The organism is Streptomyces sp. NPDC047042 (assembly GCF_040644035.1).
In the GTDB taxonomy this organism is placed as follows: Bacteria; Actinomycetota; Actinomycetes; order Streptomycetales; family Streptomycetaceae; genus Streptomyces.
Genome location: NZ_JBEYVP010000031.1, coordinates 93,587 through 120,538 on the forward strand (window position 1 = coordinate 93,587; position 26,952 = coordinate 120,538).

Annotated in this window: 31 protein-coding genes and 2 tRNA genes; 22 read left to right on the plus strand and 11 right to left on the minus strand. The window is 69.9% G+C overall.

The window, feature by feature from the left end; all coding sequences use genetic code 11:
* Positions 1 to 254 precede the first annotated feature (254 nt).
* From ABZ855_RS32435 to ABZ855_RS32450, 4 genes are all read left to right on the plus strand, one after another.
* Positions 255 to 1,262, plus strand: a complete 1,008-nt coding sequence (locus tag ABZ855_RS32435; RefSeq protein WP_360812962.1) for a Ppx/GppA family phosphatase — start codon at positions 255 to 257, stop codon at positions 1,260 to 1,262.
* Between the two features lie 42 nt (positions 1,263 to 1,304).
* Entirely contained in the window at positions 1,305 to 1,499 is a 195-nt protein-coding gene (locus ABZ855_RS32440; protein WP_360812964.1) for a CsbD family protein, read from the plus strand.
* A 24-nt stretch (positions 1,500 to 1,523) separates the two neighbouring features.
* Positions 1,524 to 1,970, plus strand: coding sequence for a DUF6098 family protein (locus tag ABZ855_RS32445; RefSeq protein WP_360812966.1), 447 nt, complete (start codon positions 1,524 to 1,526; stop codon positions 1,968 to 1,970).
* Positions 1,971 to 2,082: 112 nt separating this feature from the next.
* Complete coding sequence (locus ABZ855_RS32450; protein WP_360812967.1) at positions 2,083 to 2,244, plus strand: hypothetical protein; 162 nt, start codon at positions 2,083 to 2,085, stop codon at positions 2,242 to 2,244.
* Between the two features lie 60 nt (positions 2,245 to 2,304).
* Here the strand turns inward: ABZ855_RS32450 and ABZ855_RS32455 are convergent, their stop codons facing one another.
* Positions 2,305 to 3,150, minus strand: coding sequence for an ANTAR domain-containing protein (locus ABZ855_RS32455; protein WP_360812969.1), 846 nt, complete (start codon positions 3,148 to 3,150; stop codon positions 2,305 to 2,307).
* Positions 3,151 to 3,280: 130 nt separating this feature from the next.
* Here ABZ855_RS32455 and ABZ855_RS32460 point away from each other — a divergent pair, with 130 nt between their 5' ends.
* From ABZ855_RS32460 to ABZ855_RS32470, 3 genes are all read left to right on the plus strand, one after another.
* Positions 3,281 to 3,691, plus strand: a complete 411-nt coding sequence (locus tag ABZ855_RS32460) for a helix-turn-helix domain-containing protein (RefSeq protein ID WP_360812971.1) — start codon at positions 3,281 to 3,283, stop codon at positions 3,689 to 3,691.
* Positions 3,692 to 3,749: 58 nt separating this feature from the next.
* Positions 3,750 to 4,787 carry a DNA topoisomerase IB gene (locus ABZ855_RS32465; RefSeq protein ID WP_360812973.1) on the plus strand — a complete coding sequence of 346 codons (1,038 nt, stop codon included), beginning with the start codon at positions 3,750 to 3,752 and terminating at the stop codon, positions 4,785 to 4,787.
* Between the two features lie 76 nt (positions 4,788 to 4,863).
* Positions 4,864 to 5,154 carry a hypothetical protein gene (locus tag ABZ855_RS32470; protein WP_360812975.1) on the plus strand — a complete coding sequence of 97 codons (291 nt, stop codon included), beginning with the start codon at positions 4,864 to 4,866 and terminating at the stop codon, positions 5,152 to 5,154.
* A gap of 116 nt (positions 5,155 to 5,270) precedes the next feature.
* Here the strand turns inward: ABZ855_RS32470 and ABZ855_RS32475 are convergent.
* Together ABZ855_RS32475 and ABZ855_RS32480 are read right to left on the minus strand one after the other, a co-directional pair.
* Positions 5,271 to 5,343, minus strand: a tRNA-Glu gene (locus ABZ855_RS32475).
* 48 nt (positions 5,344 to 5,391) lie between these two features.
* Positions 5,392 to 7,014 (minus strand): metallophosphoesterase, encoded by a 1,623-nt coding sequence (locus tag ABZ855_RS32480; RefSeq protein ID WP_360812977.1) that lies wholly within the window; start codon positions 7,012 to 7,014, stop codon positions 5,392 to 5,394.
* Positions 7,015 to 7,129: 115 nt separating this feature from the next.
* Between ABZ855_RS32480 and ABZ855_RS32485 the strand changes: the two genes are divergently transcribed.
* The 8 genes from ABZ855_RS32485 to ABZ855_RS32520 all read left to right on the plus strand — a co-directional run bounded on the left by ABZ855_RS32485 (position 7,130) and on the right by ABZ855_RS32520 (position 17,446).
* Entirely contained in the window at positions 7,130 to 7,480 is a 351-nt protein-coding gene (locus tag ABZ855_RS32485) for a metallopeptidase family protein (RefSeq protein ID WP_319213183.1), read from the plus strand.
* Positions 7,481 to 7,835: 355 nt separating this feature from the next.
* Positions 7,836 to 8,408 (plus strand): hypothetical protein, encoded by a 573-nt coding sequence (locus ABZ855_RS32490; protein ID WP_360812979.1) that lies wholly within the window; start codon positions 7,836 to 7,838, stop codon positions 8,406 to 8,408.
* A gap of 231 nt (positions 8,409 to 8,639) precedes the next feature.
* Positions 8,640 to 10,901, plus strand: a complete 2,262-nt coding sequence (locus tag ABZ855_RS32495; protein ID WP_360812981.1) for a DEAD/DEAH box helicase — start codon at positions 8,640 to 8,642, stop codon at positions 10,899 to 10,901.
* A gap of 157 nt (positions 10,902 to 11,058) precedes the next feature.
* Positions 11,059 to 13,236, plus strand: coding sequence for an FG-GAP-like repeat-containing protein (locus tag ABZ855_RS32500; RefSeq protein WP_360812983.1), 2,178 nt, complete (start codon positions 11,059 to 11,061; stop codon positions 13,234 to 13,236).
* A gap of 91 nt (positions 13,237 to 13,327) precedes the next feature.
* The gene (locus ABZ855_RS32505; protein ID WP_360812985.1) at positions 13,328 to 14,863 is read left to right on the plus strand and encodes an amino acid permease; all 1,536 of its coding nucleotides are present in this window, start codon (positions 13,328 to 13,330) and stop codon (positions 14,861 to 14,863) included.
* A 120-nt stretch (positions 14,864 to 14,983) separates the two neighbouring features.
* Positions 14,984 to 15,056 (plus strand) — tRNA-Lys (locus ABZ855_RS32510).
* Positions 15,057 to 15,456: 400 nt separating this feature from the next.
* Positions 15,457 to 15,660 carry a cold-shock protein gene (locus ABZ855_RS32515; protein ID WP_123439992.1) on the plus strand — a complete coding sequence of 68 codons (204 nt, stop codon included), beginning with the start codon at positions 15,457 to 15,459 and terminating at the stop codon, positions 15,658 to 15,660.
* A 244-nt stretch (positions 15,661 to 15,904) separates the two neighbouring features.
* Entirely contained in the window at positions 15,905 to 17,446 is a 1,542-nt protein-coding gene (locus ABZ855_RS32520) for a DEAD/DEAH box helicase (RefSeq protein ID WP_360812988.1), read from the plus strand.
* A gap of 126 nt (positions 17,447 to 17,572) precedes the next feature.
* Here ABZ855_RS32520 and ABZ855_RS32525 read toward each other — a convergent pair whose 3' ends face one another.
* On the minus strand, positions 17,573 to 17,932 hold the full coding sequence (locus ABZ855_RS32525; protein WP_360812990.1) for a hypothetical protein: 360 nt from the start codon (positions 17,930 to 17,932) through the stop codon (positions 17,573 to 17,575).
* A 661-nt stretch (positions 17,933 to 18,593) separates the two neighbouring features.
* Between ABZ855_RS32525 and ABZ855_RS32530 the strand changes: the two genes are divergently transcribed.
* Positions 18,594 to 18,932, plus strand: coding sequence for a MerR family transcriptional regulator (locus ABZ855_RS32530; RefSeq protein WP_319213173.1), 339 nt, complete (start codon positions 18,594 to 18,596; stop codon positions 18,930 to 18,932).
* A gap of 242 nt (positions 18,933 to 19,174) precedes the next feature.
* Positions 19,175 to 19,378: a cold-shock protein gene (locus tag ABZ855_RS32535; RefSeq protein WP_319213172.1), complete on the plus strand. Its 204-nt coding sequence runs from the start codon at positions 19,175 to 19,177 to the stop codon at positions 19,376 to 19,378.
* 114 nt (positions 19,379 to 19,492) lie between these two features.
* Here ABZ855_RS32535 and ABZ855_RS32540 read toward each other — a convergent pair whose 3' ends face one another.
* The 5 genes from ABZ855_RS32540 to ABZ855_RS32560 all read right to left on the minus strand — a co-directional run bounded on the left by ABZ855_RS32540 (position 19,493) and on the right by ABZ855_RS32560 (position 22,447).
* On the minus strand, positions 19,493 to 19,759 hold the full coding sequence (locus ABZ855_RS32540) for a DUF4235 domain-containing protein (protein ID WP_360812992.1): 267 nt from the start codon (positions 19,757 to 19,759) through the stop codon (positions 19,493 to 19,495).
* Entirely contained in the window at positions 19,756 to 20,433 is a 678-nt protein-coding gene (locus tag ABZ855_RS32545; RefSeq protein WP_360812994.1) for a DUF3618 domain-containing protein, read from the minus strand. The genes ABZ855_RS32540 and ABZ855_RS32545 overlap by 4 nt, the downstream gene beginning before the upstream one ends.
* Complete coding sequence (locus tag ABZ855_RS32550) at positions 20,430 to 20,852, minus strand: phage holin family protein (protein ID WP_319213169.1); 423 nt, start codon at positions 20,850 to 20,852, stop codon at positions 20,430 to 20,432. Before ABZ855_RS32550 ends, ABZ855_RS32545 begins: the two co-directional genes overlap by 4 nt.
* Positions 20,853 to 20,960: 108 nt before the next feature.
* Positions 20,961 to 22,106 carry a YihY/virulence factor BrkB family protein gene (locus ABZ855_RS32555; protein WP_360812997.1) on the minus strand — a complete coding sequence of 382 codons (1,146 nt, stop codon included), beginning with the start codon at positions 22,104 to 22,106 and terminating at the stop codon, positions 20,961 to 20,963.
* A gap of 68 nt (positions 22,107 to 22,174) precedes the next feature.
* Positions 22,175 to 22,447 carry a winged helix-turn-helix domain-containing protein gene (locus ABZ855_RS32560; protein ID WP_360812999.1) on the minus strand — a complete coding sequence of 91 codons (273 nt, stop codon included), beginning with the start codon at positions 22,445 to 22,447 and terminating at the stop codon, positions 22,175 to 22,177.
* A gap of 183 nt (positions 22,448 to 22,630) precedes the next feature.
* On the opposite strand from ABZ855_RS32560, the gene ABZ855_RS32565 reads away from it, so the two are divergent.
* From ABZ855_RS32565 to ABZ855_RS32580, 4 genes are read left to right on the plus strand one after another with little or no spacing between them, the layout of a single operon-like run.
* Positions 22,631 to 22,972: a hypothetical protein gene (locus tag ABZ855_RS32565; protein WP_360813001.1), complete on the plus strand. Its 342-nt coding sequence runs from the start codon at positions 22,631 to 22,633 to the stop codon at positions 22,970 to 22,972.
* The gene (locus ABZ855_RS32570; protein ID WP_360813003.1) at positions 22,972 to 23,358 is read left to right on the plus strand and encodes a hypothetical protein; all 387 of its coding nucleotides are present in this window, start codon (positions 22,972 to 22,974) and stop codon (positions 23,356 to 23,358) included. The genes ABZ855_RS32565 and ABZ855_RS32570 overlap by 1 nt, the downstream gene beginning before the upstream one ends.
* 29 nt (positions 23,359 to 23,387) lie before the next feature.
* Entirely contained in the window at positions 23,388 to 23,735 is a 348-nt protein-coding gene (locus ABZ855_RS32575) for a hypothetical protein (protein ID WP_360813005.1), read from the plus strand.
* Positions 23,732 to 24,058 (plus strand): hypothetical protein, encoded by a 327-nt coding sequence (locus ABZ855_RS32580; RefSeq protein ID WP_360813007.1) that lies wholly within the window; start codon positions 23,732 to 23,734, stop codon positions 24,056 to 24,058. The genes ABZ855_RS32575 and ABZ855_RS32580 overlap by 4 nt, the downstream gene beginning before the upstream one ends.
* A 268-nt stretch (positions 24,059 to 24,326) precedes the next feature.
* On the opposite strand, the gene ribA is transcribed toward ABZ855_RS32580, so the two are convergent.
* The gene (gene ribA / locus ABZ855_RS32585; RefSeq protein WP_360813009.1) at positions 24,327 to 25,004 is read right to left on the minus strand and encodes a GTP cyclohydrolase II; all 678 of its coding nucleotides are present in this window, start codon (positions 25,002 to 25,004) and stop codon (positions 24,327 to 24,329) included.
* Positions 25,005 to 25,150: 146 nt separating this feature from the next.
* Positions 25,151 to 25,684, minus strand: coding sequence for a MarR family transcriptional regulator (locus ABZ855_RS32590; RefSeq protein WP_360813011.1), 534 nt, complete (start codon positions 25,682 to 25,684; stop codon positions 25,151 to 25,153).
* An 83-nt stretch (positions 25,685 to 25,767) separates the two neighbouring features.
* Between ABZ855_RS32590 and ABZ855_RS32595 the strand changes: the two genes are divergently transcribed.
* On the plus strand, positions 25,768 to 26,907 hold the full coding sequence (locus ABZ855_RS32595) for a dihydrofolate reductase family protein (RefSeq protein WP_360813013.1): 1,140 nt from the start codon (positions 25,768 to 25,770) through the stop codon (positions 26,905 to 26,907).
* Positions 26,908 to 26,952 lie beyond the last annotated feature (45 nt).

Genomic DNA, 26,952 nt, shown 5'->3' on the forward strand with positions numbered 1-26,952 from the left:
TCTTGCATGCTCCCAACGGGATTTCCCGCCGCTCGCTCTCGCCGATCTGGTGTTGCTGGGTGACCGGTTTGAACTGGCGGGCGGGCCGATGTCGCTGGAAAAGCGTATCAGACCACGGGGGATGCTCCGCCCACGCGACAGCGCAGGTCGAGGGGCATGTGATCCGTTTTCCGGGCAGTCCTGAAGTCGATCCCGGTGTCGGCGTCGGCGCCGATCGGAGGAATGGAGCGGGCGGCCATGGGTACTGCGGCCCCATGCGGATGAGTGTGCTGGATGTGGGTTCGAACACGGTTCGGCTGATGGTCGCGGACACCGGGAACGGAGTCCCCCTGCCGGTGCACACGGAGAAGTGGAAGCTGCGCCTGTCCGAGCAGGTGGAATCCGGCGGAGTGATTCCCGAGGAGTCCGTGCGGCAGTTGGTGGAGGCGGTCTCGTTGGCCGCCGAGACCGCCCAGCGGTGGGGAGCGGGAGGACCGCTGGCCTTCGCTACGGCGGTGGTGCGTTCCGCGCCGAACCGGCTCGACGTACTGCGGAGCGTGCGGACCGAGACCGGCGTACGACTGTGCACGCTGCCGGGGGAGGTCGAGGCCGAGCTCACGTTTCTCGGGGCCCGGCGGTGGATGGGCTGGCGGGTCGGGTCGATCGCGCTGTTCGACATCGGCGGGGGCTCGCTGGAGGTGGCCTTCGGGCGTGGCAGGCTGCCCGACTTCGCGGCGTCGCTGCCGCTCGGCGCGGGCCGGCTGACCCGGGAGTTCCTCGACGGGGAGGACCCGCCGTCCGCGGAGGACCTGCGGGCGCTGCGCCGCCGGGTGCGTCACCAGATGCGGGATGTGGCCGCCCGGCTCAGGTGGGAGCGGCCTCAGGTGGCGGTGGCGACCTCGCGTACCTTCCAGCAGCTCGCCCGGCTCTGCGGTGCCCCGCCCGGCCGGCAGGGCGTGTTCGTGCCGAGGCAGCTGACCCGGGGGGATCTGCGCGAGTGCGTACCCCGGCTCGCCGCGCTGCCCGCGTCCGAGCGGGCGATGCTGCCGGGGGTCTCCGCGCCCCGGGCCCTGCAGAGTTTGGCCGGAGCGGTGGTGGGGCACACGGCGATGAAGCTCACGGGGATCAAGACGCTCACGATCTGCCCATGGGCCATCCGTGAGGGAGTGCTGTTGCGGTGCGTCGAGGACGGCGGATCGTGGTGGTCGGACATCGCGCAGGAGCGGGACGAAGCGGCGCCTGTCGGGCCGACGTCCCTGCGGATCGCGACGCCGAAGGCCTGAGGCACACCCCACACCCCCACCCCCAGGAGGAGTCGAGGAGTCATGGTCGACAAGGGTCGCGGCGACAAGATCAAGGGCAAGGCCAAGGAAATGGCCGGCAAGGCGACGAGCGATCACGAGCAGGAGTTCGAAGGCAAGCTGGAACAGGCTCGGGGCGAGGCCAAGAAGATCAGGGGCAAGGCCCAGGAGCGAGCCGAGAATGCCATGCGTCCGGACAGGCGGGACCGCCGCGCCTGAGCCGTTCGTCGAACGGGGCCACTCATGAACGTACGAGAAGCGTTGCCGGTCCTGCGCTCCCTCCATGATCTGGGAACCCTGGTGGAGCGGGAGCCTCACCTCTATGTGCGCTGGTCGAACGGCCCCGACGCGGACCGGAAGGTCGCCCGCAGCACCGACGAGCTCACCGGCGTCCGGATGCCGGGGCTGTCCGCGAATCCGCTCGATGTCGAGGACTGGTGGGAGGACCGGCCGATCGACCTGTGGGTGGCCCGGCGGCTGTACGACTACTCCCATCTGCCCCGCGAGAAGGGCGCGGGAGTGCGGCCGTGGGTCCTTCGCGGGCGGGTGGAAGGGCACGGTCCCGACAACGAGCCGTTGGTCCGTGATGTGGAGCCCGTCGGCTGGATCGACGAGGCCGTCATCGAGGAGGCGCGGGCGGCGGTCGCCGAGCAGGAGCGGTCCTGGGGGACCATGCGCAGGGGCGACTGAGGCGGGGACGGCGGCCGTGAGCAGCGCCGTGGGCAGTGCCGTGGGCAGTTTGGGCGGCGCGTTCCGGGTACTCGGTAGGCACACCCCGTAGGACCGAGGAGGTGCCACCCCCATGGAAACCGGCACCAGTACTGATGTCCGGCCGACGCACGAGGCCGTGTCGAGCGGCGACAACCTGGTCGTACCGCCCGGCCCCCGGCAACCCCCAGGTGTCGGCACGCGTCAACCGGAAGGCCCCGACCAGGAGAGCAACATCGTCCTGGGCGAGGACTGAACGGACGCGGACGCGTACGTCACAGTGACGTGAGTCGTAGGGGCGGCGATGGCGCCGCCCCTACGACTCTTCGCTGTACGGGGTGGGCGGCTCCTCACGTGCTGTCCGGAGGCCGGCGATCGTCTCGGCGATCTGCTGTCGGAAGGTCTCGGGGAGTGCGTCGCCGGTGACGGCGGTGACGAGGCCGTCGGCCACCTCGTGCAGCTTGGTGTTGGTGTTCTGGGACACCGCCACGAGCACCTTCCAGGCGTCCTCCGCGCTCAGTCCGAAGGACGCCATCAGGACGCCGCGGGCGAGGTCGATGACGGGCCGCGTCTGCATGGCCCGGCGGAGCTGGATCACCTCGATCCGCAGGTCCTCGTCGGTTTCGCTGAGCGGGGAGGACTCCGCCCCGAGGCCCAGGGCGGCGGTGGCCGGGGTGGGCGCGACGGCCGCCGTGGCCGTCGTGGCCGTCGCGGAGTGGGCGTCCGGGGTCCGGCCGGAAGTCGCCTCGGCCTCGCCCGGCTCGGGCGGGCCGGCGAACAGGGGCAGGGTGCCGGTGATCGCGAAGAGGCGTAGCACCGCGCTGCCCGCCGACCGAATGGTGATGATCTTGCCTTCGTCGAGGGCGCGTCTGCGCACGAGCAGCAGGACGTTGAGCCCGGAGCAGTCGCAGAAGTCGACGCCGCTCAGATCGAGATCGATGCCGCGTTCGGAACGGGCGAGGGCCTGGCGCAGGCCGTTGAGCAGGGCCTGCTCGGTGACGAGGTCGATCGCGCCGGTCACCACGACGAGCGTCGCATAGCCCTCGGGGCGGGTCTCGATCCCGAGCAGGGGGGCCTCAGCAGCGCTCCCTTGAGGGGCGAGCGGTGCCAGGGGGACTTCGTCCGCCACCGTGAGCTGCGTGGTAACTGCGCGGTCTGACATTGCGCACTCCGTAGGCATCGGGCAGTTCGTGGCCCTTCAAGCGTCGGTCCGAAGGTCTCGTACGTCAAGAGATACACGAAACTCGATTCACCCTTTTGAATACGTGAATCATAGGGCTTATGCTGGCGCCATGCCCGAAGTACCCGAGCCACATACCGGTTGGACGTTCCTCACCAACCACTCCCGTGTGCTGGCCGCGATCGCGGAGAACCCCACCATCCGCATCCGCGACATCGCCGCCCGCTGCCGGCTCACCGAACGTGCCGTCCAGAAGATCGTTTCCGATCTGGAGGGGGCCGGTTATCTCACCCACACCCGTCAGGGCCGCTCCAACGCGTACCGGATCCAGGACGGGACCATCCTGCGGCACCCCGCCGACGACGGGCTGAGCGTGGCGCAGCTGCTGTCCCTCCTCGCCCGGCACGACGTCGCGCATGGCGAGCACGGCGAGCACGGCAAGAGCGTCGAACACGTGGACGGGGCTCGACGTGAGCTCCAGTCGACGGCCCCGCACGCGAGAAGCCCCGAAGACGAGCAGTGACTTGTACGGCTCCTACGGTCATAAGGCTCGTACGGCGTGATCGGGGAACCCGGGCCTCATGGACGGGCGTTCGACGCGGCTGCGGAGAAGTGACTCCGAAGGCCCCGGGATCACCAGGACTCGTTGCGGTCGCGGCTTCCGCTACCGGGACGCCGCCGGACGGCCCGTCACGGACGCGGCGGAGATACGGCGGCTGCGGGAGCTGGTCGTACCGCCCGCCTGGCAGGACGTGTGGATCTGCCCCTGGCCCAACGGGCACATCCAGGCCATGGGCACGGACAGCGCGGGACGCCGCCAGTACCTGTACCACCAGAAGTTCCGCGAGCAGCAGGAAGCGGCCAAGCACGACCACGTCCTGGCGGCCGCGAGAACCCTCCCCGAACTGCGCACCCGGGTGGCCGAGGACCTCGCCGCGCCCGGACTGACGCGGGAGCGGGTGCCGGCCTGCGCGGCACGACTGCTCGACCTCGGCTTCTTCCGGATCGGCAACGAGTCCTACCGGCGCGACAACGACTCGTACGGACTGACCACCCTGCTCAAGGAGCACACGTCCTGCCGGCGCGGGGAGGTCTGTTTCACCTTTCCCGCGAAGAGCGCCAAGGAGCAGTCCCGGACCCTGGTCGACGGCCCGGCCTACCGGGCCCTGTGCTCGCTCATGCGCCGTAGAGGCGGCGGCCCCCGGCTCTTCGTGTACCGGCAGGGCCGGGTCTGGCACGAGGTGCACGCGGGGGACCTGAACACCTATCTGCGCGAGTGTTCGGGCACCGACCTCACCGCGAAGGACTTCAGGACCTGGCACGCCACCGTGCTCGCCTCCGTCGCCCTCGCCGTGTCCGTGCAGGTCTCCCAGGGGTCCAGGACGGCCCGGAAGCGCGCGGTGACCCGTGCCGTGCGTGAGGTGAGCGAGTACCTGGGCAACACGCCCGCGGTGTGCAGGGCGTCGTACATCAACCCGCGCACGGTCGAGCTCTTCGAACAGGGCCGGACCATCGCGCCCGTCCTCGACCGGCTGGGCGCCGAGGCGTCCTTCGGGCACCCTGCCACCCAGGGCGAGATCGAGGCGGCGGTACTCCGGCTGCTGGACGGCGGGCCTTAGCCGGCGCCCGCCCGGGTACCCGGAGTGCGACCGCTCTCGCCGACGAGAGACGACGAGACGACGAACGGACAGAGCCGTGAACGACTACCGCACCGACACCCCCGGCGACGAAGGCGAGGAAGGCGAGGAAGCACAGCACCCGGAGTCCCGGCACAAGCCCGTCCCGAGGGACCTGCCCGACCAGCAGGCCGGCGCCGAGGAGGACCCCTGGGAGATCGAGGACAATCCGGCGGACGACACCCGGGCGCCCGAGCGTCCCGACCCGGAGGTCCCCGACACGGACGAGGCCGGCACGGGCAGGCGGGGTGCGCCCAACTCCGGCAGCGGACGCTCCGACCATCCCGTACCGGACGAGCCGACTGCCTGACGGGCCCGCGACCGGAACGCCCGTAACAACGAACCTGTAACAACGAACCCGTAACAACGAAATGGCGGCCATCCCTGAAGTGGGATGCCGCCAACCGTACGTACGGAACTCAGTTGTGCCCCCAACGGGATTCGAACCCGTGCTACCGCCTTGAAAGGGCAGCGTCCTGGGCCGCTAGACGATGGGGGCGAGGACGTGAGAAGCATAGGTGATGCCGGGGAGCTTCGCCAAAACGGTTTACGGGCTCGGCTTCGCGCTCGGTTTCGGGCTCGTGGTGTGGGACTGCGAGGGTGAGGGAACCGGTGTCGCGCCCGGCTGGTTCTCCTTCGGCAGATGGCGGCTCACCTCCGCCGTGGTCAGTCCGAGGCCGCCGAGTTTGATCTCGTCCCAGGCCTGGAGGCGACGGGTCTCGCGGTCCAGGTAGAGAACGGACGCCTCGATCTGGTCCGGGTTCTTCTTCTCCAGGGCGCGCAGTCCGCTGCCGCCCGTGGAGCCCTCGATGCGCAGCCGGGTGCCCTTCGGCATGACCTCCATCTCCGCGTGGTGGAGATGTCCGGCCAGGACGAGCGGCACCGCGCCGTCGGTCTGCCGGGCCGCGTCCGGCTCGTGGGCCATCGCGATGTCGACCGGGGTGCCCAGGGTCCGCTGGTCGCGGATGGCCGACGCCAGCCGGTCGCCCGCCAGTTCCTGGTCCCGGCCCCCGTCCTTCTCGCCCGCCGAGCGGTCCGGGGTGAACGCGGGGTCGCCGATGCCGGCGAAGCGCAGGCCGCCGACGTTCACCGACTGGCCGTCGTCCAGGACACGTACGTTCTTCATGCGCTGGAGATAGCGCTGGGTGAGCCGCGAGTCGTGGTTGCCGCGCACCCAGACGTATGGGGCGCCGAGGTCCTTGATCGGGTCCAGGAAGCCGTTCTCGGCGGCCGTGCCGTGGTCCATGGTGTCGCCGGTGTCGGCGATGACGTCGATGTCGTACTGCTCCACCAGCGACGCGATGATCTTCCAGCTCGCCGGGTTGAGATGGATGTCCGAGACGTGCAGGACGCGGATCGTGGCCGGGTCGGGCTGGTAGACCGGGAGGGTGGACGTGACGTCGTACAGCTTCGTCACGTTGGTCACCAGGCGGGCCAACTCCTTCTGGTAGACGTCGAATTCGGTGACGATGTTGCGCGCGTTGCCGACCAGCGAGGGCGCCGAGGACAGGAGCCCGGAGAACTTCGGCTCCAGGACCGACTTGGGGTTCCAGGTCGCGTACGCCGTCCCTCCCGACGCGATCAGGAGGGTCAGGGCGAGGCCGCCGGCCGCGAGGGCGCGGCGGGGGCGGCGGTAGACCGCGAGGCCGAGGGCGGTGGCGCCGGACACGACGGCCACGCAGGAACGTACGGCCAGGTCGAGGGTGCCGTGTCCGACGTCCTTGGCCACCTCGTCCTGGAGGCCGGAGAGGCGTTCGGGGTGGTCGACGAGGGCCTGGGCGCGCACGGGGTCCAGCTGGTCGATGTTCACGTCGAGGCGGACGGGGGCGGTGTGGCTGCTGAGTTCGAGGGCGCCCAGCGGAGAGACATTGATCTTCGTGCCGCCGGTCAGGGACGGCCGCAGGGTCATCGTGGTGTTCATCGGGCCGACCGGCGCGCGTACGTTTCCCACGATCAGCAGCCCCAGCCAGGCCCCCAGCAGGACCACCGCGACCAGGCCGAGCGCGCGGGTCCAGGGGTGCGGCGGATGGACCAGCTCGGCGGCGGGGTGTGCGCGGCGGGAGTGGAAGCGGCCGGTGAACTTTTCGAACGCGGACAGGGGGCCGGGGAGCGGGCGGCGGGTGGTGCGGGGGTTGCTGGGGGGCGGGGAGTCGGCGGGTACGCGTGCCATTGGTCCCGTATGCCCAGTGCGCGGCGCGGCTAAGCGGGGTGGCTGTGGGTGCGGCTTTCCGGAGAGCTCGGGTCCGTCACCCCCGCACGGGCGGCCCGTACCGGACAATGGGCGTGTGCTGGAGATGACGCGCGAGGAGTTCGAGGAACTGGTGGCCGAGGCCCTCGACCGGATTCCGCCGGAGCTGACGAGGCTGATGGACAACGTCGCGGTGTTCGTCGAGGACGAGCCCCCGAAGGACGATCCCGAACTGCTCGGACTGTACGAGGGAACGCCGCTGACCGACCGCGGGGAGTGGTACGCGGGGGTACTGCCCGACCGGATCACCATCTACCGGGGCCCGACCCTCCGAATGTGCGACAACCGGGAGGACGTGGTCGCGGAAACGGAGGTGACCGTCGTACACGAGATCGCCCACCATTTCGGAATCGACGACGAGAGATTGCACGCCCTGGGGTACGGCTGAGGGGACGCCGGGGGCGTGCGGGGGGCGTGGGGCGGGGGTTGTGGGGGGCGGTGAGCCTCGCGCCCGGTGGGCCGGTGGCCCGGTGGCCCGGTGGGTCCGTGGCGCTGGGGACGTGGGGCCCCTGGGGACTGGGGCCCCTGGGGACTGGGGCCCCTGGGGACTGGGGCCGGGGGCCGTGAGGGGCGGGTGGGCCGGGTTCGGTGGGGCCATGGGGTCGGGGTCGTAGGGCCGGGGTTCGGTGGGGCTATGGGGTCGGGGGGCGGCGTACTGAGGGTGTTGCGGGGCGCGTGTCTTCTTGTGGGCGACGGGAGTTGAGCACGTTGACTCCTCGACTCCCCACCGGAGGTGGCTGCTCGTGCGCCCCTTGCATGTACCTGTCCGTCTGGCCGCCACGGTCGTGGCGGTCGCCGCTGCCGCCGGCTGTATGAGCGTGGGCGACAACAACGACGGCGCCAGGGTCAAGCCCTCCCACTCCGCGGGCCAGAAGGGCGGCAAGGCACCCGACGGGGGGTCCGCGGTGACCGGCGGTGGCGGTACAGGGTGGGCCGGCGGGGCCGAGGGCGACGGCAAGCGGGGGCACGGGAAGGGCAAGGGGAGCGCCAAGGGGGCCAGCGGGGCGCCCGCCTCGCCGGGCGCCTCCCCGTCCGCCGGGCAGAGCGCGCCGGTGCCGCCGCCCGCCAAACCGGGCGGCGGGACCAGTCCGGGGCCGGTCGATCCCGGCGTACCGACGCCGACGCACGCGCCCCCGACGCCGACGAAGACCGCCGAACCGGAGCCGACACCGCCGGCGGAGTCGCCGACCCCTCCCCCGCCACCGCCGCCCCCGCCGTCGTCCCCGGCCGCGGAACCGTCGTCCTCGGTGCAGCCGCAGGCCCAGCCGCAGCTGGTGACGCGGGAGCCGGCGCCGGAGGCGGGGTCACCCGCCTGACCCTGCCTGACCCCGCCTGACCTGCGCGGACGGTATCGATTTGCCTAAGGGGGAGGGGGGTGCGTATGGTAGTAGATCGTTTGATCCCATTGCCTGGCGCCTTAAAAGATGCGCGCCGCGTGTGGCGCGTACTCTCCCTTGCCGTGGCTGACCGCATTGAGGCGGTCGAATTGCGAAATCACGGAGTTGACGGGCGCGTGCCGACGAGACTCCGGAAGGTTTCGCATTCGCATGTCCATTTCCAGTACTGATCACATCGTCGTGCCCGAGAACGACGAGGTCATCGACCTCATCGAGACGGCCGACGTCGACACCGACACCACCGACGCCGCCGACACCGACCTCGAGGCCGGCGAGCCGCAGCTCTCCTTCGGTGACCTCGGTCTCCCCGAGGGCGTCGTCCGCAAGCTCACGCAGAACGGTGTGACCAGCCCCTTCCCGATCCAGGCCGCGACCATCCCGGACGCCCTGGCCGGCAAGGACATCCTCGGCCGGGGCCGTACCGGCTCCGGCAAGACCCTCTCCTTCGGTCTGCCGCTGCTGACCAAGCTGTCCGAGGGCCACACCGAGAAGAAGAAGCCCCGCGGCATCATCCTCACGCCGACCCGTGAGCTCGCGATGCAGGTCGCGGACGCCCTCCAGCCGTACGGCGACGTCCTCGGCCTGAAGATGAAGGTCGTCTGCGGCGGTACGTCGATGGGCAACCAGATCTACGCCCTCGAGCGCGGCGTCGACGTCCTCGTCGCCACCCCGGGCCGCCTGCGCGACATCATCAACCGCGGCGCCTGCTCCCTGGCCAACGTCGAGGTCGCGGTCCTCGACGAGGCCGACCAGATGTCCGACCTGGGCTTCCTGCCCGAGGTCACCGAGCTGCTCGACCAGATCCCCGGCGGCGGCCAGCGCATGCTGTTCTCGGCCACCATGGAGAACGAGATCTCCACGCTGGTCAAGCGCTACCTGACCGACCCGGTCACGCACGAGGTCGACAGCGCGCAGGGCAACGTCACGACGATGTCCCACCACATCCTCATCGTGAAGCCGAAGGACAAGGCGCCGGTCACCGCCGCGATCGCCTCCCGCAAGGGCCGCACGATCATCTTCGTCCGCACGCAGCTGGGCGCCGACCGTATCGCCGAGCAGCTGTGCGACGCCGGTGTGAAGGCCGACGCGCTGCACGGCGGTATGACGCAGGGCGCGCGTACCCGCGTCCTCGAGGACTTCAAGAAGGGCTACGTCAACGCCCTGGTCGCCACCGACGTCGCCGCCCGCGGCATCCACGTCGACGGCATCGACCTGGTCCTCAACGTGGACCCGGCCGGCGACCACAAGGACTACCTGCACCGCTCCGGCCGTACCGCTCGCGCGGGCCGCTCCGGCACGGTCGTGTCCCTCTCCCTGCCGCACCAGCGCCGCCAGATCTTCCGCCTGATGGAGGACGCGGGCGTCGACGCCTCGCGCCACATCATCCAGGGCGGCGCGGCCTTCGAGCCCGAGGTCGCCGAGATCACCGGCGCCCGTTCGATGACCGAGGTCCAGGCGGAATCCGCGGGCAACGCGGCCCAGCAGGCCGAGCGTGAGGTCGCGCAGCTCACCAAGGAACTCGAGCGCGCCACGCGCCGGGCCTCCGAACTGCGCGAGGACGCCGACCGGTTGACCGCGCGTGCGGCGCGCGAGCGCGGCGAGGACCCGGAGGCCGCCGTGGCCGCCGTGGCCGAGGCCGCTGCCGCCGCCGCCGTCGTCGCGGAGGTCGCCGCCGAGGAGCCGGTCGTCGCGGAGGCGCCGTTCCGCGAGGAGCGCCAGCGCCGTGACGAGCGGGGCAACTACGAGCGCCGCGAGCGCCCGTCGGCCGGCTTCAACCGCGACAACGACCGTGGTGGCGACCGTGGCGGCCGTTCCTTCGACCGCCGCGACGACCGCCCCTCGGGTGGCTTCCGCCGCGACGACCGTCGTGACGGCGACCGCTCCACCGGTGGCGGCTTCCGCCGCGACGACCGCCCGTCGGGCGGCTTCAACCGCGACAACGACCGTGGTGCCCGTTCCTTCGACCGTCGTGACGACCGCCCCTCGGGTGGTTTCCGCCGGGACGACCGTCGTGACGGCGACCGCTCCACCGGTGGCGGCTTCCGCCGCGACGACCGCCCCTCGGGCGGCTTCAACCGCGACAACGACCGTGGTGGCGACCGAGGCGGCCGTTCCTTCGACCGCCGTGACGACCGTCCCTCGGGTGGCTTCCGCCGGGACGACCGTCGTGATGGTGGCGACCGTGGTGGCTTCCGCCGCGACGACCGCCCGTCCACCGGTCACCGTGGCAGCGACCGCCCCTTCAACCGCGACCGCCAGGGCGACCGCCCCACCGGCGGCGGCTTCCGCTCCGGCAGCCACGACCGCCCGTACGGCCGCCGCGACGACCACCGCGGCACGGGTTCGGGCTCCGGCTCGGGCTCGTCCTACGGCCGCCGCGACGAGAAGCCGCGCTGGAAGCGCAACGGCTGATCGCCGGCCGGTTGATCGCAGTCGGATCGCCGGCTGATCGCTGACTGATCTCTGAAGGGCCCGTACGACTTCGGTCGTACGGGCCCTTCGGCGTCCCGGAATCCTTCCCGGGTCTTCCAACTGCCCGTTGATAGGCTCTCGTTGTCCTGCAATGGGCATGCACATCTCATACTCACCCGCGTCGTCGTCGCGGGTCGAGGGGCTGGGGGGCCATGTGAAGGGTCGTAAAGGGGTACGCCGTCGCGCGATCGGGCTGCGCGGGGGCGCGGTTCTGACGGCGTTCGTCGCTGCCGTCGCCGTGGCGGCTCCTGCGGGCGCGGCGGATTCGCCGATGCCGTTGCAGACCAGCGGGGTTTGGGGGTTCGACTACACGGGCGGTGTACTCAGCACGGTGGAGAAGGCGCCCAACGGCTCCCCGTACGTCACCAACCGTCAGATATCGTCGGACGGCAGCAAGGCGGGCGAGCGTGACTACCGGGGCTTCGCCGGTACCTTCGCGAGCGGCCGGCATGTGCAGGAGGTCGCATGCGACGCCGGGCGGTGTGTGCCGCTGCGGGGAGCGGGGAACGGCGATGTCGGCTACTTCGCCGTGGACGGGGGCAAGGAATCGGCGCAGCTCTGGCTGAGCGAAAGGAGTTTCAACGGGGCCGTCGAACCCGCTGTCACCGGAGGCCGTTTCGTCGACTACACCGGGCGCTACTACATCTACAACGCGACGTCGACCGGCAAGCAGTACGTCGACGCCACACAGCAGCTGCGGTCGCAGGACGTCCGGCTCACCCGCTCCATCACCGCCGCCTCCGTCTGGGGCCAGCGGCTGTGGACGCCCGGGGCCGGTGCCGGCACGGTCACCGCGTACGACCTGGAGCTGAAGCGGACCGTCGAGACGATCGCGACGGGCGCGCCCTGCACGGTCAAGGAGCTCCAGGCGGTGAGCCGTTGGATCTACTGGAACTGCGGGCCGACAGGTGCGGCGGGTGTGTACGACCGGGTGGCCAAGCGGAAGATCACCGTGCCGTCGGGCCCCGCGCTCGTCGGCGACGGATACCTCGTGCGGCACGACCGCACGGCCGGGAAGCTGCTGCTGACCGACTTCCACGCCGGTACGGCCGCCGCCCCGCGACAGATCGCCGACCTCCCGGCCGGGAACACCGCCGACCAGCGGCGGCTGACCTGGTCCGTGGACAAGTTCGGCGGCGACATCGCGTATGTGGACGCGGCCAAGGTCGTGCACGTCGTGCAGAGCGGGGTGCCGTCGCAGCCGCTCGCGGTGATCGAGTCGGACGTCGACGACGACTCCGCGAGCGCCAAAAACGATCTCTGGGCCAGCACCTGGCAGTTCAGCAAGCCGACCGCGTGGACATTGGCGCTGAAGGACGCCCGCGGTCGTGTCGTGCGCACCCTCACCGGGACGGGCACAGAGGTGGCGGCCACCTGGGACGGAAAGACGGACGCGGGCACGTACGCGTACAACGGGGCCTACACCTGGGCGTTGACCGCGAAGGCGACCGAGGGCACGGGGACGTACACGCAGAGCGGCCGGGTCGGGCTGGCGGGCGCCCGGCCCGGCCACCACGACCTGGGCGACTACAGCTATGGCGAACTGGTCACGCTCAACTCCTCCGGCGCCCTGACCGTGCATCAGACCAAGGGCAAGGGCACCTTCGACTTCAGGTCCTCCGCCTCCGGCTGGCCCGCCGGCACCACCGTGATCCCCTTCGGCGACATGGGTGCCGACCGGTGCGCCGAACTGCTGGTGCGGATGCCGAACGGGGAACTGCGCCGGTACGCGGGCACCTGCGGTGGCTGGTCGTACGGGCCTGGGAGCAGCCATGCCTCCCTCGGCACAGGCTGGAACGCCTACAACGTGCTCACCGCACCCGGCGACCTGACCGGCGACGGCCGCACCGACCTGCTGGCGCGCAAGGCGTCCACCGGGGACATGTACCTCTTCGCCAACAACGGGGCAGGCAAACTCAGAGCGGGCGTGAAAGTCGGCTCGGCCTGGAAGGGCTACACGAAAATCGTGGGTGCGGGCGATCTGACCGGCGACGGCTTCGGCGACGTACTCGCCCGGGACACGGCGGGGTCGCTGTGGCGGTACGACGGCGCCGGCGACGGGACGCTGAAGGCTCGGGTGAAGATCCTTTCCCAGTGGGGCGCCACCTACAACGCGATCGTCGGCGTCGGTGACATCACCGGCGACGGGCGAAACGACCTGGTCGTGCGTGACACGGCCGGGAACCTGTTCCGCAATTCGGGCCTGGGGAACGGGACGTTCGCGCCGCGGGTCAAGATCGGCAGTGGCTGGCAGGGATACAAGGGCCTTTACTAGAGGCCCTGGAGGCCGGTTCAGGCCACGCACGGACTATTTTCGGTCGCCCTGTGACGCATGTCATACCCCCAGCGAGGGAATTGCTGGGGGCATGACAGATGACGCCATAGCGACTGGGCTGACGGACGAGGAACGGCTTGCCCAGCTCGGTTACACCCAGGTCCTCGCCCGCCGAATGTCGGCGTTCTCCAACTACGCCGTGTCCTTCACGATCATCTCGGTCCTGTCGGGCTGTCTGACCCTGTACCTGTTCGGCATGAACACGGGCGGCCCGGCCGTGATCACGTGGGGCTGGGTCGCCGTTGGGCTCATGACCCTCTTCGTCGGGCTGTCGATGGCCGAGATCTGTTCGGCCTACCCGACCTCCGCCGGCCTGTACTTCTGGGCGGCCCAGCTCGCTCCCCCTCGTACCGCCGCCGCGTGGGCCTGGTTCACGGGGTGGTTCAACGTGCTCGGGCAGGTCGCGGTGACCGCCGGCATCGACTTCGGGGCGGCCTCCTTCCTCGGGGCCTATCTGAACCTCCAGTTCGACTTCGAGGTCACCCCGGGCCGTACGATCCTGCTCTTCGCCGGGATCCTCGTCCTGCACGGCCTCCTCAACACCTTCGGCGTACGCATCGTGGGGCTGCTGAACAGCGTCAGCGTGTGGTGGCACGTGGTGGGCGTGGCCGTCATCGTCGGGGCGCTGACCTTCGTACCGGACAAGCATCAGTCGGCGTCCTTCGTGTTCACGGAGTTCGTGAACAACACGGGCTGGGGGAGCGGCGTCTACGTCGTCGCACTCGGGCTGCTGATGGCCCAGTACACCTTCACCGGCTACGACGCCTCCGCACACATGACCGAAGAGACCCGGGACGCCTCCACGGCGGGCCCCAAGGGCATCGTCCAGTCCATCTGGACCTCGTGGATAGCCGGCTTCGTCCTGCTCCTCGGCTTCACCTTCGCCATCCAGTCGTACGACGGCGCCCTGAACTCCCCGACCGACGTACCGCCCGCCCAGATCCTGCTCGACGCGCTCGGCGCGACCGCCGGCAAGCTGCTCCTGCTGGTGGTGATCGGGGCCCAGCTGTTCTGCGGCATGGCGTCCGTCACGGCCAACTCCCGCATGATCTACGCCTTCTCACGCGACGGCGCCCTCCCCTACTCCCACCTCTGGCACACCGTCAGCCCCCGCACCCGTACCCCCGTCGCGGCGGTCTGGCTGGCGGTGTTCGGGGCGCTGGTCCTGGGCCTGCCGTACCTGATCAACTATTCGGCGTACGCGGCCGTGACCTCGATCGCGGTCATCGGCCTCTACATCGCGTACGTCATCCCGACGCTGTTGCGGCTGCGCAAGGGCGAGGCGTTCCAGCGGGGGCCGTGGCACCTGGGCCGGTGGTCGCGGGTGATCGGCGTGGTGTCGGTGGTGTGGGTGGCCGTGATCACGGTGCTGTTCATGCTGCCCCAGGTCTCGCCTGTCACCTGGGAGACCTTCAACTACGCCCCGATCGCCGTCCTCGTGGTGCTGGGGTTCGCGGCGCTGTGGTGGGTGGCCTCGGCCCGGCACTGGTTCCTGAACCCGGACCACGAGCGCACCCGGGCGCGGGAAGCGGCTCGAAAGGAGGCTCCCGAACCGGTTGATCCGTAGCGAAGACGGCTATTTCGCCGCCCGGTTGGCACCGAGCTCCGACAACGACCCGGCCGTGTCCCCGATACCCGATCGGAGACACGGCCGGGTCCGGCTATGCTCGGGGGAGCAACATCGCGGGGACCCTTAGCTCAATTGGCAGAGCAGTGGACTTTTAATCCATTGGTTGTGGGTTCGAGTCCCACAGGGTCTACGGATGCGGCGGGAGGGGCAGCCCCTTCCGGTCCGCAGGGCAGCGCCCGGGTCGGCTTCGGTCGGGTCGGGCGCTGCGGCGTTTTCGTGCCTCTCGTCTCCCGGGGGCGGGCGGGAGGGGACAGGCCGGACCCAGGACACAGTGGGTCGGCGCGGGGTTGATTATCTGTGGCCGTGAGCTGAGATATTGGCGGAACGTGCGGGCAGGTTATTTGCCGCAATGAATAGTGCGGGATTAGTCACCCCGCCTATGGCGTTGCAGTGTGCTACTGTCGATGTGAGTTGCAGGTGTGGTTCCCGAAGTTTGGATTTCGGTCTTTTCCGGCGGGGTGATCATCGCAGCGACGCGGAGTCCGTACAGTGCGGATTACGTATGCACTGCCCCCCAAAGGAGAAATGACATGGCTGCCGGCACCGTGAAGTGGTTCAACGCGGAAAAGGGCTTCGGCTTCATCGAGCAGGACGGTGGCGGCCCCGACGTGTTCGCCCACTACTCGAACATCGCCGCCCAGGGCTTCCGTGAGCTGCTCGAGGGCCAGAAGGTGACCTTCGACATCGCGCAGGGCCAGAAGGGCCCCACGGCCGAGAACATCGTTGTTGCCTGACGCTGACGCGTACTGTTCAGCTGGGGCCCGCATCCCTCGGGGTACGGGCCCCAGCTGCATGTGTTTTTCCCTTCACGGCATCATCGCGTAGCCGGTTTCCGTGACAATGCCCGCGTGAATTCACATCACTGCGGGTCGGCTTCGCCTTCGTATTTCATCGGCCCATTCTTGCAATTCTCCGCGCCGCTTGTTTGCTGCGGAAATTCCTCGATGTGAGCCGCACCGCATCGAGGAAAGGTTCCGCATGAACCGCGCACGTACGAACGACCGCTCCACCCGCACCCGCAATGGTGGTGCCGCCTCCGGGGCCGGAACCGGAAGGGGCGGTGGCCGCTTCGGCTCGTCGGCCTCGGGCCGGTCCGGTGGGCCGAGCCGCTCCGGCGGATATGGCGGCTCGGGGCGTCGATCCGCCGCCGTCCAGGGGGAGTTCGCCCTTCCCGAGACGGTCACCCCCGCCCTTCCCGCCGTCGACGGCTTCGCCGAACTCGAGATGCCCAAGGAACTCCTGGCCGCGCTCGGCGCCCAGGACGTGACCGTGCCCTTCCCGATCCAGGCCGCGACCCTGCCGAACTCCCTCGCCGGCCGGGACGTACTGGGCCGCGGGCGCACCGGCTCCGGCAAGACCCTCGCCTTCGGGCTGGCGCTGCTGGCCCGTACGGCAGGAAAGCGCGCCGAGCCCAGGCAGCCGCTGGGGCTGGTCCTCGTACCCACGCGGGAGTTGGCGCAGCAGGTCACCGACGCGCTCACCCCGTACGCACGCGCCGTACGGCTGCGGCTGGCCACGGTGGTCGGCGGGATGCCGATCGGCAGGCAGGCGAGCGCGCTGCGCGGCGGTGCCGAGATCGTCGTCGCGACCCCGGGACGCCTCAAGGACCTCATCGACCGCGGCGACTGCCGGCTCGACCAGGTCTCCGTCACCGTCCTTGACGAGGCCGACCAGATGGCCGACATGGGCTTCATGCCGCAGGTCACCGCACTGCTCGACCAGGTACGCGCGGACGGCCAGCGCATGCTGTTCTCCGCGACGCTCGACCGCAACGTCGACCTGCTCGTGCGCCGCTATCTCAGCGACCCGGTCGTGCACTCCGTCGACCCGTCGGCCGGCGCGGTCACCACGATGGAGCACCACGTGCTGCACGTCCACGGCGCCGACAAGCACTCGGCCACCACCGAGATCGCCGCCCGTGACGGCCGCGTGATCATGTTCCTCGACACCAAGCACGCCGTCGACCGGCTCACCGAGCACCTCCTCAACAGCGGGGTACGGGCCGCTGCCCTGCACGGCGGGAAGTCCCAGCCGCAGCGCACCCGCACCCTGACGCAGTTCAAGACCGGGCACGTCAACGTGCTGGTGGCGACCAATGTGGCCGCGCGCGGCATCCATGTCGACAACCTCGACCTCGTCGTCAACGTAGACCCGCCGACCGACCACAAGGACTACCTCCACCGCGGCGGCAGGACCGCCCGCGCCGGTGAGTCCGGCCGGGTCGTCACCCTGGTCACCCCGAACCAGCGCCGCGACATGACCCGGCTCATGGCGGCGGCCGGCATCGTCCCGCAGACCACCCGGGTCCGCGCCGGCGAGGAAGCCCTGCACGCCATCACCGGGGCCCAGGCGCCCTCGGGCATCCCGGTCGTCATCACCGCACCGGTGACCGAGCGCCCCAAGAAGCGCGGCGGAACCTCCAGGCGCGGCGGCGCCACATCCCGAGGCCGCCGCCGCCCCGCGTCGGCGGCGCCCCGCACACCCAACCGCCGGCCCGGCGCGGGCAGCACGGCGGCCTAGCACAGGCCTAGCGCCGCCGAGCACCCGTAGTACTCCAAGGACGCGGCGAGAAATCCGACAAATCCGAGACATCCAAGGCATCACTGAGGGCCCGACCGGCACATGCCGGTCGGGCCCTCAGTGCGTTCAGTGGTCGGAGTAGCTGAAGTCGCCCACGGTCCAGGCGCTGACATCCTCGATCGCGATGCGGTACATCCCGCCCGTCTCCGGGATGCCGACCGTGCCCTGCAGGATGCGGGCGACATGGAAATGCAGATGTGTGGGCGGCCCCTCCTTCTTGGCCGGGGCGTCGAACACGGCGGAGAACTCGCCCAGTCGGGCGGAGTCCGTCAGCACCTCCGACACTCTCTGCCGCCACACGGCTTCGGGAGCCAGTCTTCCGGTGATGACGGCCCCGTTGGTGACCACGGTCAGGGACATCTGGTTGCTCCGCCCGGACTCCACAAGGGCGGCGACGGCAACGATCAGCTCGTCAGGCTTCGACATGGGACCGGATTCTATGCACCGGCCGGGACGCGCGCCGCAGACGGCCCCGGACTTCCCCAGGCCGCCTCCGGCAGATACCTCACCACCTGGCACCGTAAAATCTGTGCTTGTCACGGTAGACATTAGGGAGCCAGGTCGTTACTGTTTCTCTCGTAGCCGAGATCTGATGAAGCCCGGCAGACATGAACTGGCGGGCAGCAGTACATGCGTGACGGTGCGGTTGTGGAGTCTCGAAGCCAAGCTTTCGCAGTTTTCGCAGGACGGCGACGGGACTGGCGACCGGACCGGGTGGCCTGCGGTGATCAGGGGCCGCCACAGCAGGACCGCGGTTGACGCGGTGCAGTACCCAGTGCAGTACCCCGCAGTTCCTGTTCGACGAATTTTCGAAACGAGTTGTTGCTCCAGAGGAAAGAACGGAGGAGTCGAGCGCCATCAGGATCGCCCGGGAGGAAGTCGACCCCGGGTACCGCAGGACATCGATAGGCAGGTGGTCTCCGGTCATAAATCCGCGATCCCCGCATCCCCGTCCGCCTGTCGGACGGCCGTGCGGAAAACGAAGGCCGGTGCAGCAGTAGTACCGGCAGATGGTGTTTGCTGTTCCTTCGGGGCCTTGGTGCCGTACGGCACCAAGGCCCCTCGACGCGTTCCACAGAGAGGTGAGATGACAGCAGACGAGTCGCTGGGCCGTCTCGACGACGACGACTACCCCGCCTTCACGATGGGCCGGGCCGCCGAGATGCTCGGCACCACTCCCGGCTTCCTACGGGCCCTCGGCGAAGCGCGCCTGATCACACCGCTGCGCTCCGAGGGCGGACACCGCCGCTACTCCCGCTACCAGCTGCGTATCGCGGCACGCGCGCGTGAGCTCGTGGACCGGGGGACCCCGATCGAGGCAGCCTGCCGGATCATCATCCTCGAGGACCAGCTCGAGGAAGCGCAGCGCATCAACGCCGAATACCGCCGCGCCAACGGCGTGTCCAAGCCGTCGAACGCGTCCTGAAGCGATCGGGCCCGTCGGCGACGGGCCATCACCCACGAGAATGGCCGGAATACTGAGCGGAGTTTTCAGTGGTGATAGCGGGTGCGGACGGGTAGCGTCTGTGTGAGCTGTCGTGGTTCGGATTTCCCCTTGCCCACGCCCTAGGTGTGGGCGCTTTGCTGTGCTGTGCCGCAGGGACCAGGGCGATCACCTCCGTCTGCCCCATGGGGGAGCAGGCGTCTCATCGACTGGAAGGCAAGACTGTGGCAACTGGAACTGTGAAGTGGTTCAACGCGGAGAAGGGCTTCGGCTTCATCGCCCAGGACGGCGGCGGCCCGGACGTCTTCGCGCACTACTCCGCGATCAACTCCTCGGGCTTCCGTGAGCTCCAGGAGGGCCAGAGCGTGACGTTCGACGTCGTCCAGGGCCAGAAGGGCCCGCAGGCGGAGAACATCAACACCGCCTGATCATCGCTCGAATCGCTCGAATCGCTTGAATCGCTTGAACGTTCTGGGCCGCGCGGCGTCACGCCGCGCGGCCCGGTCGTTTTCCCGGTCGTTTTCTTCGACAACCCCGGCTTCTCAGCCCGGCCAGGTGCCCGTCACGCGCCGGACGGCGGTGGCGCCACCGCGGTCCACGGCCGCCTTGACGACGGCGAAGATCGCGCCCTGTACGAGGGCTGCTGTCAGCACCTCGCGCCAGCTGCGGAGCTCGTCCGTGGCGTCCGGGGCGTCCTCCTCGTGCGCGATCCGCTTCCAGGCCTGCTTGAAAATCGCGCCGGCCAGGACGCCACCGAGGGCGCCCACAGCCATCCCGACCGGCTTGTAAGCGATCTTCGAGGCCTTCATCGGTGCCTCCTCGCCCGGCGGACCAACAGCAGCGCCGCGACGAGGGCGCCCACGGCGAGCAGCGGGGCACGGTTGTCGCGCGCCGCCCGCATGCCCTGGCCGGCCTTCTCACGTACGGGCTCCGGGGCCCTGTCCCGGGCGTCCCGGGCCAGCTCCGCGACGTGCACGGCGGTGCCGCGCACCTGCTCGCCGGCCGCCAGGGCCTTGGCACGCACCGGCTCGGGGGTCTTGTCCTGCACGGCGTGCGCCGCGTGTGTGGCCTGGTCCTGTACGGCGTGAGCGGCGTGCGTGGCCCTGTCCTGTACGGCGTGGGCCGCGTGCGTGGCCTTGTCCCGCAGCTGGGTCCCGACGTGGCCGGTCCTCTCAGCGACCTGCTGCTTGACGGCCGTCGTCCTCTCGTGGGCCAGCGCCTTGACGTCGGCCGTCCTCTCGTGGGCCCGCGCCTTGACGTCGGCCGTCTTCTCCTGGGCGCGCGCCTTGACGTCGGCCGTCTTCTCCTGGGCGCGCGCCTTGACCTCGGCCGTCTTCTCCTGAGCCCGTGCCTTGACGTCGGCCTTCGCCGCGAGCGCCTCGACGGTCTCGCCGAGTTCCTCCCGGGTCGTCTCGACGCGCCTACGCAGTTCCTCGGGGGACGGTGTCGCGTCGTCGCCCGGCTGCGTCGTGTTCTCGGTCATCGGTGTGCACCCTCCTTGATCGCGGCTACATCGGCCTTGACGCTGTCCATCGTTCGTTCGGGCTTCGGCGGTGCTCCCTTGCTGAACTGCTTCTTTCCGAGCGCCGCCATCAGCGCGGTGACGGCGGCCAGGACGCCGGTGACGATCAGCGCCGCCGCCCACACGTCCAGGGCGAGCGACAGCGCGGCGATCACGGTGGCCACCAGTGCCTGCAGGGTGAGCACACCCCCCAGGCCGGCGCCGCCGAACAGGCCGCCGCCCTTGCCGAACCGTTTGCCCTTCTCGGTCATCTCCGCCTGGGCCAGCCGCATCTCGTCGCGGACCAGCTGTGACAACTGCTGCGAGGCACGCTGGACCAGCTCGCCCACCGGCTCCTGCGTTTCGCTGCCGGTGCGGTGGGAGCCCGTTGTGGCTGTCATGGGTGCTCACCTGTCCTTGTCGTCAGTCGGATCGGTCGGGCCCTGTCGGCTGTGCGAGTACCCACGCATGCCCGCGTCACCCTGCCGGCGGCACCCCGCTCCGCCGGTTCAGGATTCGAGGCGGCGACGGTCCTCCGCGTCCCACTTCCGGGTGTCCCGGGGCTTTACGTAGGGCTCCTCGTCGATCGGATGGCCGCCCGCGACGGCACGCTGGCGGGCCAGTTCCGCGTCGCACTCGAGGCCGAGCAGGATCGCCAGATTCGTGATCCACAGCCACACCAGGAAGATGATCACGCCGGCGAAGGTGCCGTACGTCTTGTTGTACGAGGCGAAGTTCGCCAGATACACCGCGAACCCGCCCGACGCGATCATCCAGATCACCAGCGCCAGGAAACTGCCCGGCGTGATCCACCGGAAGCCGCGGATCTTCGCGTTCGGCGTCGCCCAGTACAGGAGCGCGATCATGATCGTGACCAGGACCACCAGTACCGGCCATTTCGCGATCGACCACACCGTCAGTGCCGTGTCGCCGATCCCCAGCACGTTGCCCATCTGCCGGGCCAGGCCGCCGGTGAACACGACGATCACCGCGCTGGCCACGGCCAGGACCATCAGGACCACCGTCACGCTGAGGCGGACGGGCAGCACCTTCCACACCGGGCGGCCCTCCGGGATGTCGTACACCGCGTTGGCGCTCCTGATGAACGCGGCGACATAGCTGGAGGCCGACCACACCGCGAGCACCAGACCCACGATCGCCATGACCGAGCCGATACCGGCGGTGCCCTGCATCTGCGTCACCGCGTTGCGCAGGACGTCCTGCACCGCGCCCGGGGCCAGGTTCTGGATGTTGTCCAGCACCCGCTGCGATGTCGACTTCCCCATGATCCCGAGGAGGGAGACCAGCACCAGCAGGGCCGGGAAGAGGGCCAGGATGCCGTAGTAGGTCAGGGCGGCGGCCCGGTCGACCAGCTCGTCCCGCTTGAACTCCTTGACGGTGCCTTTCAGCACCGCCGACCAGGAGGACCTGGGCAGGCCGGTCGGGCTGTCCGGCGCCCGCTTCTCGACCTCCTCGTCCGGCCCGTCCACGGGCGCCCGCGCGGCTCCGGCCGACTCGTCGTCGGCGGTTCCTTGCGCCCCGCGTCCGTCGTGTTCGCCGTACCCCCTGTGGCCATCGTGCTCGCCGTAACCGTCGTACTCGTCGTACTCGTCTTGTTCGGCATGACGCACATGCCGTCTCAGGTTCCGTTGCATTGCGCACGAGTAACCGGTTGGGCAGTGGCCCAACCGTCGAAGCCGGAGGCTGCTTCTCGGCGGCCCCTTCAGTTGTTCGGTTCGCCCTCTTCGGCCGCGGCGCTGGACGGCTCCTCCGGCATGCCGATGACGTACGTCCCTTTCGCGGGCAGCGTCGCTACGAGTCCTCGTTTCCGTAGCTCGACGACGGCGCGTCGCACGGTGCCGATGCTCACGCCGTACAGCTCCGTCATGGCCCGCTCACCTGGCAGCGCGGCCCCCAGCGGCAACTTGCCCGCCGAGATTTCCGCCGCGATGGCGTCGGCGAGTTTCACGTACTCGTAGCGCGGAAGCTCACTCATCCCTCCACGGTGCCGCAGCCCAACGCATAGTGTAGGGGTGGAACGCGTCCCAGCGCGGTGGAACGCAGTACTTATCAGAGGGGTGCAGGGGGACGCAGTTACCGGTATGGTCGAAATAAGCAAGACCCCGGCGAGGTGGCTAGACCTCCCGGGGCGTGGCCAACGCTAACCAGGAGCGCAGACATGTACGACCTTATCCGCCGCACCCTCCACTGGGTGCGGCTCTTCTTCGTGCCCGGCACGGGTAAACGGCGTCGCATCCACCACCGCCCCCACCTCTGCGTGCACATCACCGCCGTACGCCGCAGCCCCTCCACACCCCCGCCCTCGTACCTCCCCCGCCACCGCTCCCCGTACGGCCTCGTCACCTTCCTCGACGGCACCGACTCCGTCCTCGTACGCCCGTACCTCACCGACACCGACATCACCCCCGGCCAGGAAGCCGCCCTCCGGCAGCACCGCCGCCTCGCACTCGTCCTCGACGTCGACCCGCACCTGATCGGCGCGCAGGAGGTGGCCGCCTGATGAAGCACCTCAGCAACCACACCCAGCGCACCGACCACGCGACGCCCGCCTCCTCGCCCCTCCGTCTCCTCCCCTGGCCGTCCCTCGACGGCAAACCCTGCTACCTGGTCGCGGACGACAACGGCGGCGGCTACCTGTCCCGCCTCGCCGACGACCTGGAGGCCACCCAACTCGCCATGGCCGCCGACGTCCTCGACCTCGCCCGCCCTCTGCTGGACGACCCGGCGTCGCCGTACACCGAGGTCCGCTACGCCGGTCTCCGGCTGGCCGAGTGCCTGACCGACGCCCTGCGCGTCGCCGAGTCCCGAGGCATGCGGCTGCCCGAAGCCGAAGCCGAGGACGGCGGACAGGCCACCCAGAAGACGGGGAGCGGACTATGGTCGTAACCACGACGCGTCGAAGGAGTTCACTGGTCATGACCGCCCACGCCGCCGAACCGACACCGGCCGTCCCGCCCATGCCCGAGCGGAACCCGAAGGCACTACGTGAGGCCATCGCCGGGTACGCCCCCCAGCTCCTTCCTGACTTCGACAAGCACTGGAAGTGGGCCGTCGCCGATGCGTACGACATCAGCACGGTGCCCGCATTCATGGCCCGCTGGTGGGGGGAGTACGCAATCGCCCGGGATCCGCAGCTCGACGCCCACATGAAGGATCTCCATCGCCGCGCGTCGGATTCCACCGACATCGCCGAAGCCAGGGAACTCCTGGAAGAGGCGTCCAACATCCGCCACCAGGTACGACGGCTGGAGCCCGGCCAGTGACCGACGACGGATTCATGGGTCCGCCGTGGCAGATGGACTGGAGGCTCAAGGCCCAGGCGGCCCGTGATTCGCTTCCGGAGCATGTGCGGAAGATTGTCGATGCCGCGCGTGCCGAGCTGGTCACGGCGAAAGACCCCTACTTCCGGGGCATCGACGCTGATGTGGATCTTCCTGACGGCATGATGGTCGAGCCGGTTCAGTCCAGCGAACCGAACGGCGCCCGCGTCCTGCTCTTCGACAGCGGACACGGCTGGATGATCTACACCTTCATTCGGCGCGTCGCGGACCCGCAGATCATCGTGGAAGAGGTCTTCTGGCAGTGAAGCGGCGCCGGTCACGCCGGTGACGAATGCTCGCCGCCGAGTGGCTGGTGAGCGGGCGGGCCGCAGCTCAGCGGCCCGCCCACTCCCAGGCGAGCTCGCAAAGGGTGCGCTGAGCGCTCGGCCTGTGCCAGGTCCGGTCGCACGATGACGCCCTCATCAGCCAGGGCGCGGAGGTCGCTGCGAGCAGCCTTCGCCGCAGCCCTCTCATCCCTGCGCCCTCTTGGAACGAACCCCGCACCCAGCCGGAGTTCGCCTCCGTCAACCGACGTCAGCCGACGCTCAGCTCCGTGAGGCCGCCGTGCCCGCCGATCCCGCCGACGCCACCCAGCTCGCCCAGCGGCAGCGTGTGGTGGGTCTGCAGCACCTTCGCGCGCAGGTAGCGGACGTTCGCCGGGGTCGAGAACACGCCGGTCGGGACGCGGTCGTGGACGTCCATGCCCAGGCCCCGCAGCTGGTTCGCCTTGTCCGGGTTGTTGGAGAGGAGGTCCAGCGAGTCGATGCCCAGGGCCTGGAGCATCTGGGCCGCGGCCGTGTAGTCGCGGGCGTCCTCCGGGAGGCCCAGGGCGGCGTTCGCGGCGTAGGTGTCGAGGCCCTCGTCCTGGAGGGCGTACGCGTCGAGCTTGTTGTAGAGGCCGATGCCCCGGCCCTCCTGGCGGAGGTAGAGCAGGACGCCGCCGCGCTCGGCGATGCGCTCGACGGCCTCGCGCAGCTGCGGGCCGCAGTCGCACCGGGCCGAGCCGAAGACGTCGCCCGTAAGGCACTCGGAGTGCAGACGGACCAGCGGGGTGGTGCCGGGAGCCGGGTCGCCGATGACCACCGCCACATGCTCCTGGCCGTCGGTCAGACCGTGGAAGGTGACCAGTTCGGTGTCGACGCTGTAGCCGTCGTGGAAGCGCAGCGGCACACGGACACGGGAGCGCTGGGTGGCGGCGGGGAAGTCGGGCATGCGGGTCTCCCGTTGGTCTCGATCGATCCTCGGATCTGCTTCGGTCGCTGCTACTGCCTTTTTGCTTAAGATTTGAAGCAGACCCTCACTCGAATGGTGACCTTACCCCATGTTTCAAAGTTAAAGCAACGAGTTTGTGGCGCGGCTCATGTGCCCGAGTCCTCGGACCCGCACGACGAGGAGGACCGGCGCAGCCACGGCAGACCCTCCGGTACCGCCTCCGCCCCGTCACCCTGCAGCGCCTGGCCGATCCGCGTGCCGATCTCCTCCAGTTGGCCCACCTGCTCCGGCGTCAGATGGTCGAACAGGGCCGCGCGGACCGTGGCGACATGCCCCGGGGCCGTGCGCTCCAGCACCGCCATCCCCTCGTCGGTCAGGACGGCGACGGTGCCCCGCTTGTCCCACTTGCAGGCCTCGCGGCGTACATGCCCGTCCTTCTCCAGCCGTGCCACCGCGTACGTCAGACGACTGCGCGTGATCTTCAGCTGCGCGGCCAGATCGGTCATCCGCAGCCGCCGCTCGGGCGTCTCGGAGAGGTAGGCCAGGATCGAGTAGTAGAGGTGCGGCATCCCGGCGTCCTGCTGAAGCTGCCGGTCGAGCACGTCCTCCAGGAGCAGGGAGGCCGAGATGTACGCGCGCCACGCGCGCTGCTCCTCGGGGGTGAGCCAGCGGGTCGTCATGCGACCAGTGTAGGTTTGTTTAAAACTTGAACCAAGCTGTGGTCCGGTCGGCGACCCGGTAAGCGCCTGAAGAGAGTGCCCTCATGCCCTTCCCCCACGTCCTGTTGTCCGCCGCCGTCTCCCTCGACGGCCATCTGGACGACACCGGCCCCGAACGGCTGCTGCTCTCCAGCCCCGCCGACTTCGACCGGGTCGACGAGGTACGGGCGTCCAGCGACGCGATCCTCATCGGCGCCGGCACCATCCGCGCCGACAACCCGCGTCTCCTGGTCAACTCGCCCGAGCGGCGGGCCGCGCGGCTGGCGGCCGGAAAGCCCGAGTACCCGCTCAAGGTGACGGTGAGCGGATCGGGCGAACTGGACCCGGCCGCCAACTTCTGGCACACCGGCGGCGAGAAGGTCGTCTACACGACGGACAAGGGCGCCGAACAGGCCCGGCACGCGAACCTCGGGGCCGACGTGGACGTGGTCGGCCTTGGCCCCGGCCCGCTCGACTGGCGGGCCCTGCTCGAACACCTGCATGACGTACGAGGCGTACGGCGTCTGATGGTCGAGGGTGGCGGCACCGTCCACACCCAGCTCCTCCAGCAGGGCCTCGCCGACGAACTCCAGCTCGTCCTCGCGCCCCTCTTCGTCGGCGACCCCGACGCCCCCCGCCTCTTCGGCCCCGGCGCCTACCAGGGTGGCCGGCTCCGGCTGACCGAGACCCGCCAAATCGAGGACGTCGTCCTCATGCGGTACGAGCCCACCGCACCCGGCGCCGGCCCGGCCGTCTCCGCCGCCGACCGGCACTGGCTGGCACTGGCGTGCGAACTGGCGGAGCGTTGTCCGCCGTCGGACACGGCGTTCAGCGTGGGTGCGGTGGTGGTCGCCGCCGACGGTACGGAACTGGCGCGCGGCCACTCCCGCGAGGGCGGCGACCCGGTCGTGCACGCGGAGGAGGCGGCCCTCGCGAAGCTCGCCCCGGCCGACCCCCGGCTTCGGACGGCCACCGTCTACAGCAGCCTGGAACCCTGCGCCCGCCGGGCCTCCCGGCCCGCGCCCTGCGCCCGGCTGATCCTCGACGCGGGCGTACGCCGGGTGGTGACCGCCTGGCGTGAACCGGACACCTTCGTGGTCGCGGCGGACGGGACCGGGCTGCTCACGGGGGAGGGCGTCGACGTCGTCGTACTGCCCGAGTACGAGGAGCGGGCCAAGGCTCCCAACGCCCATCTGCCGGGCTGACGATCAAACGTGGTGATCGGGGCCGCGCGGATGGCGTATAGTTGT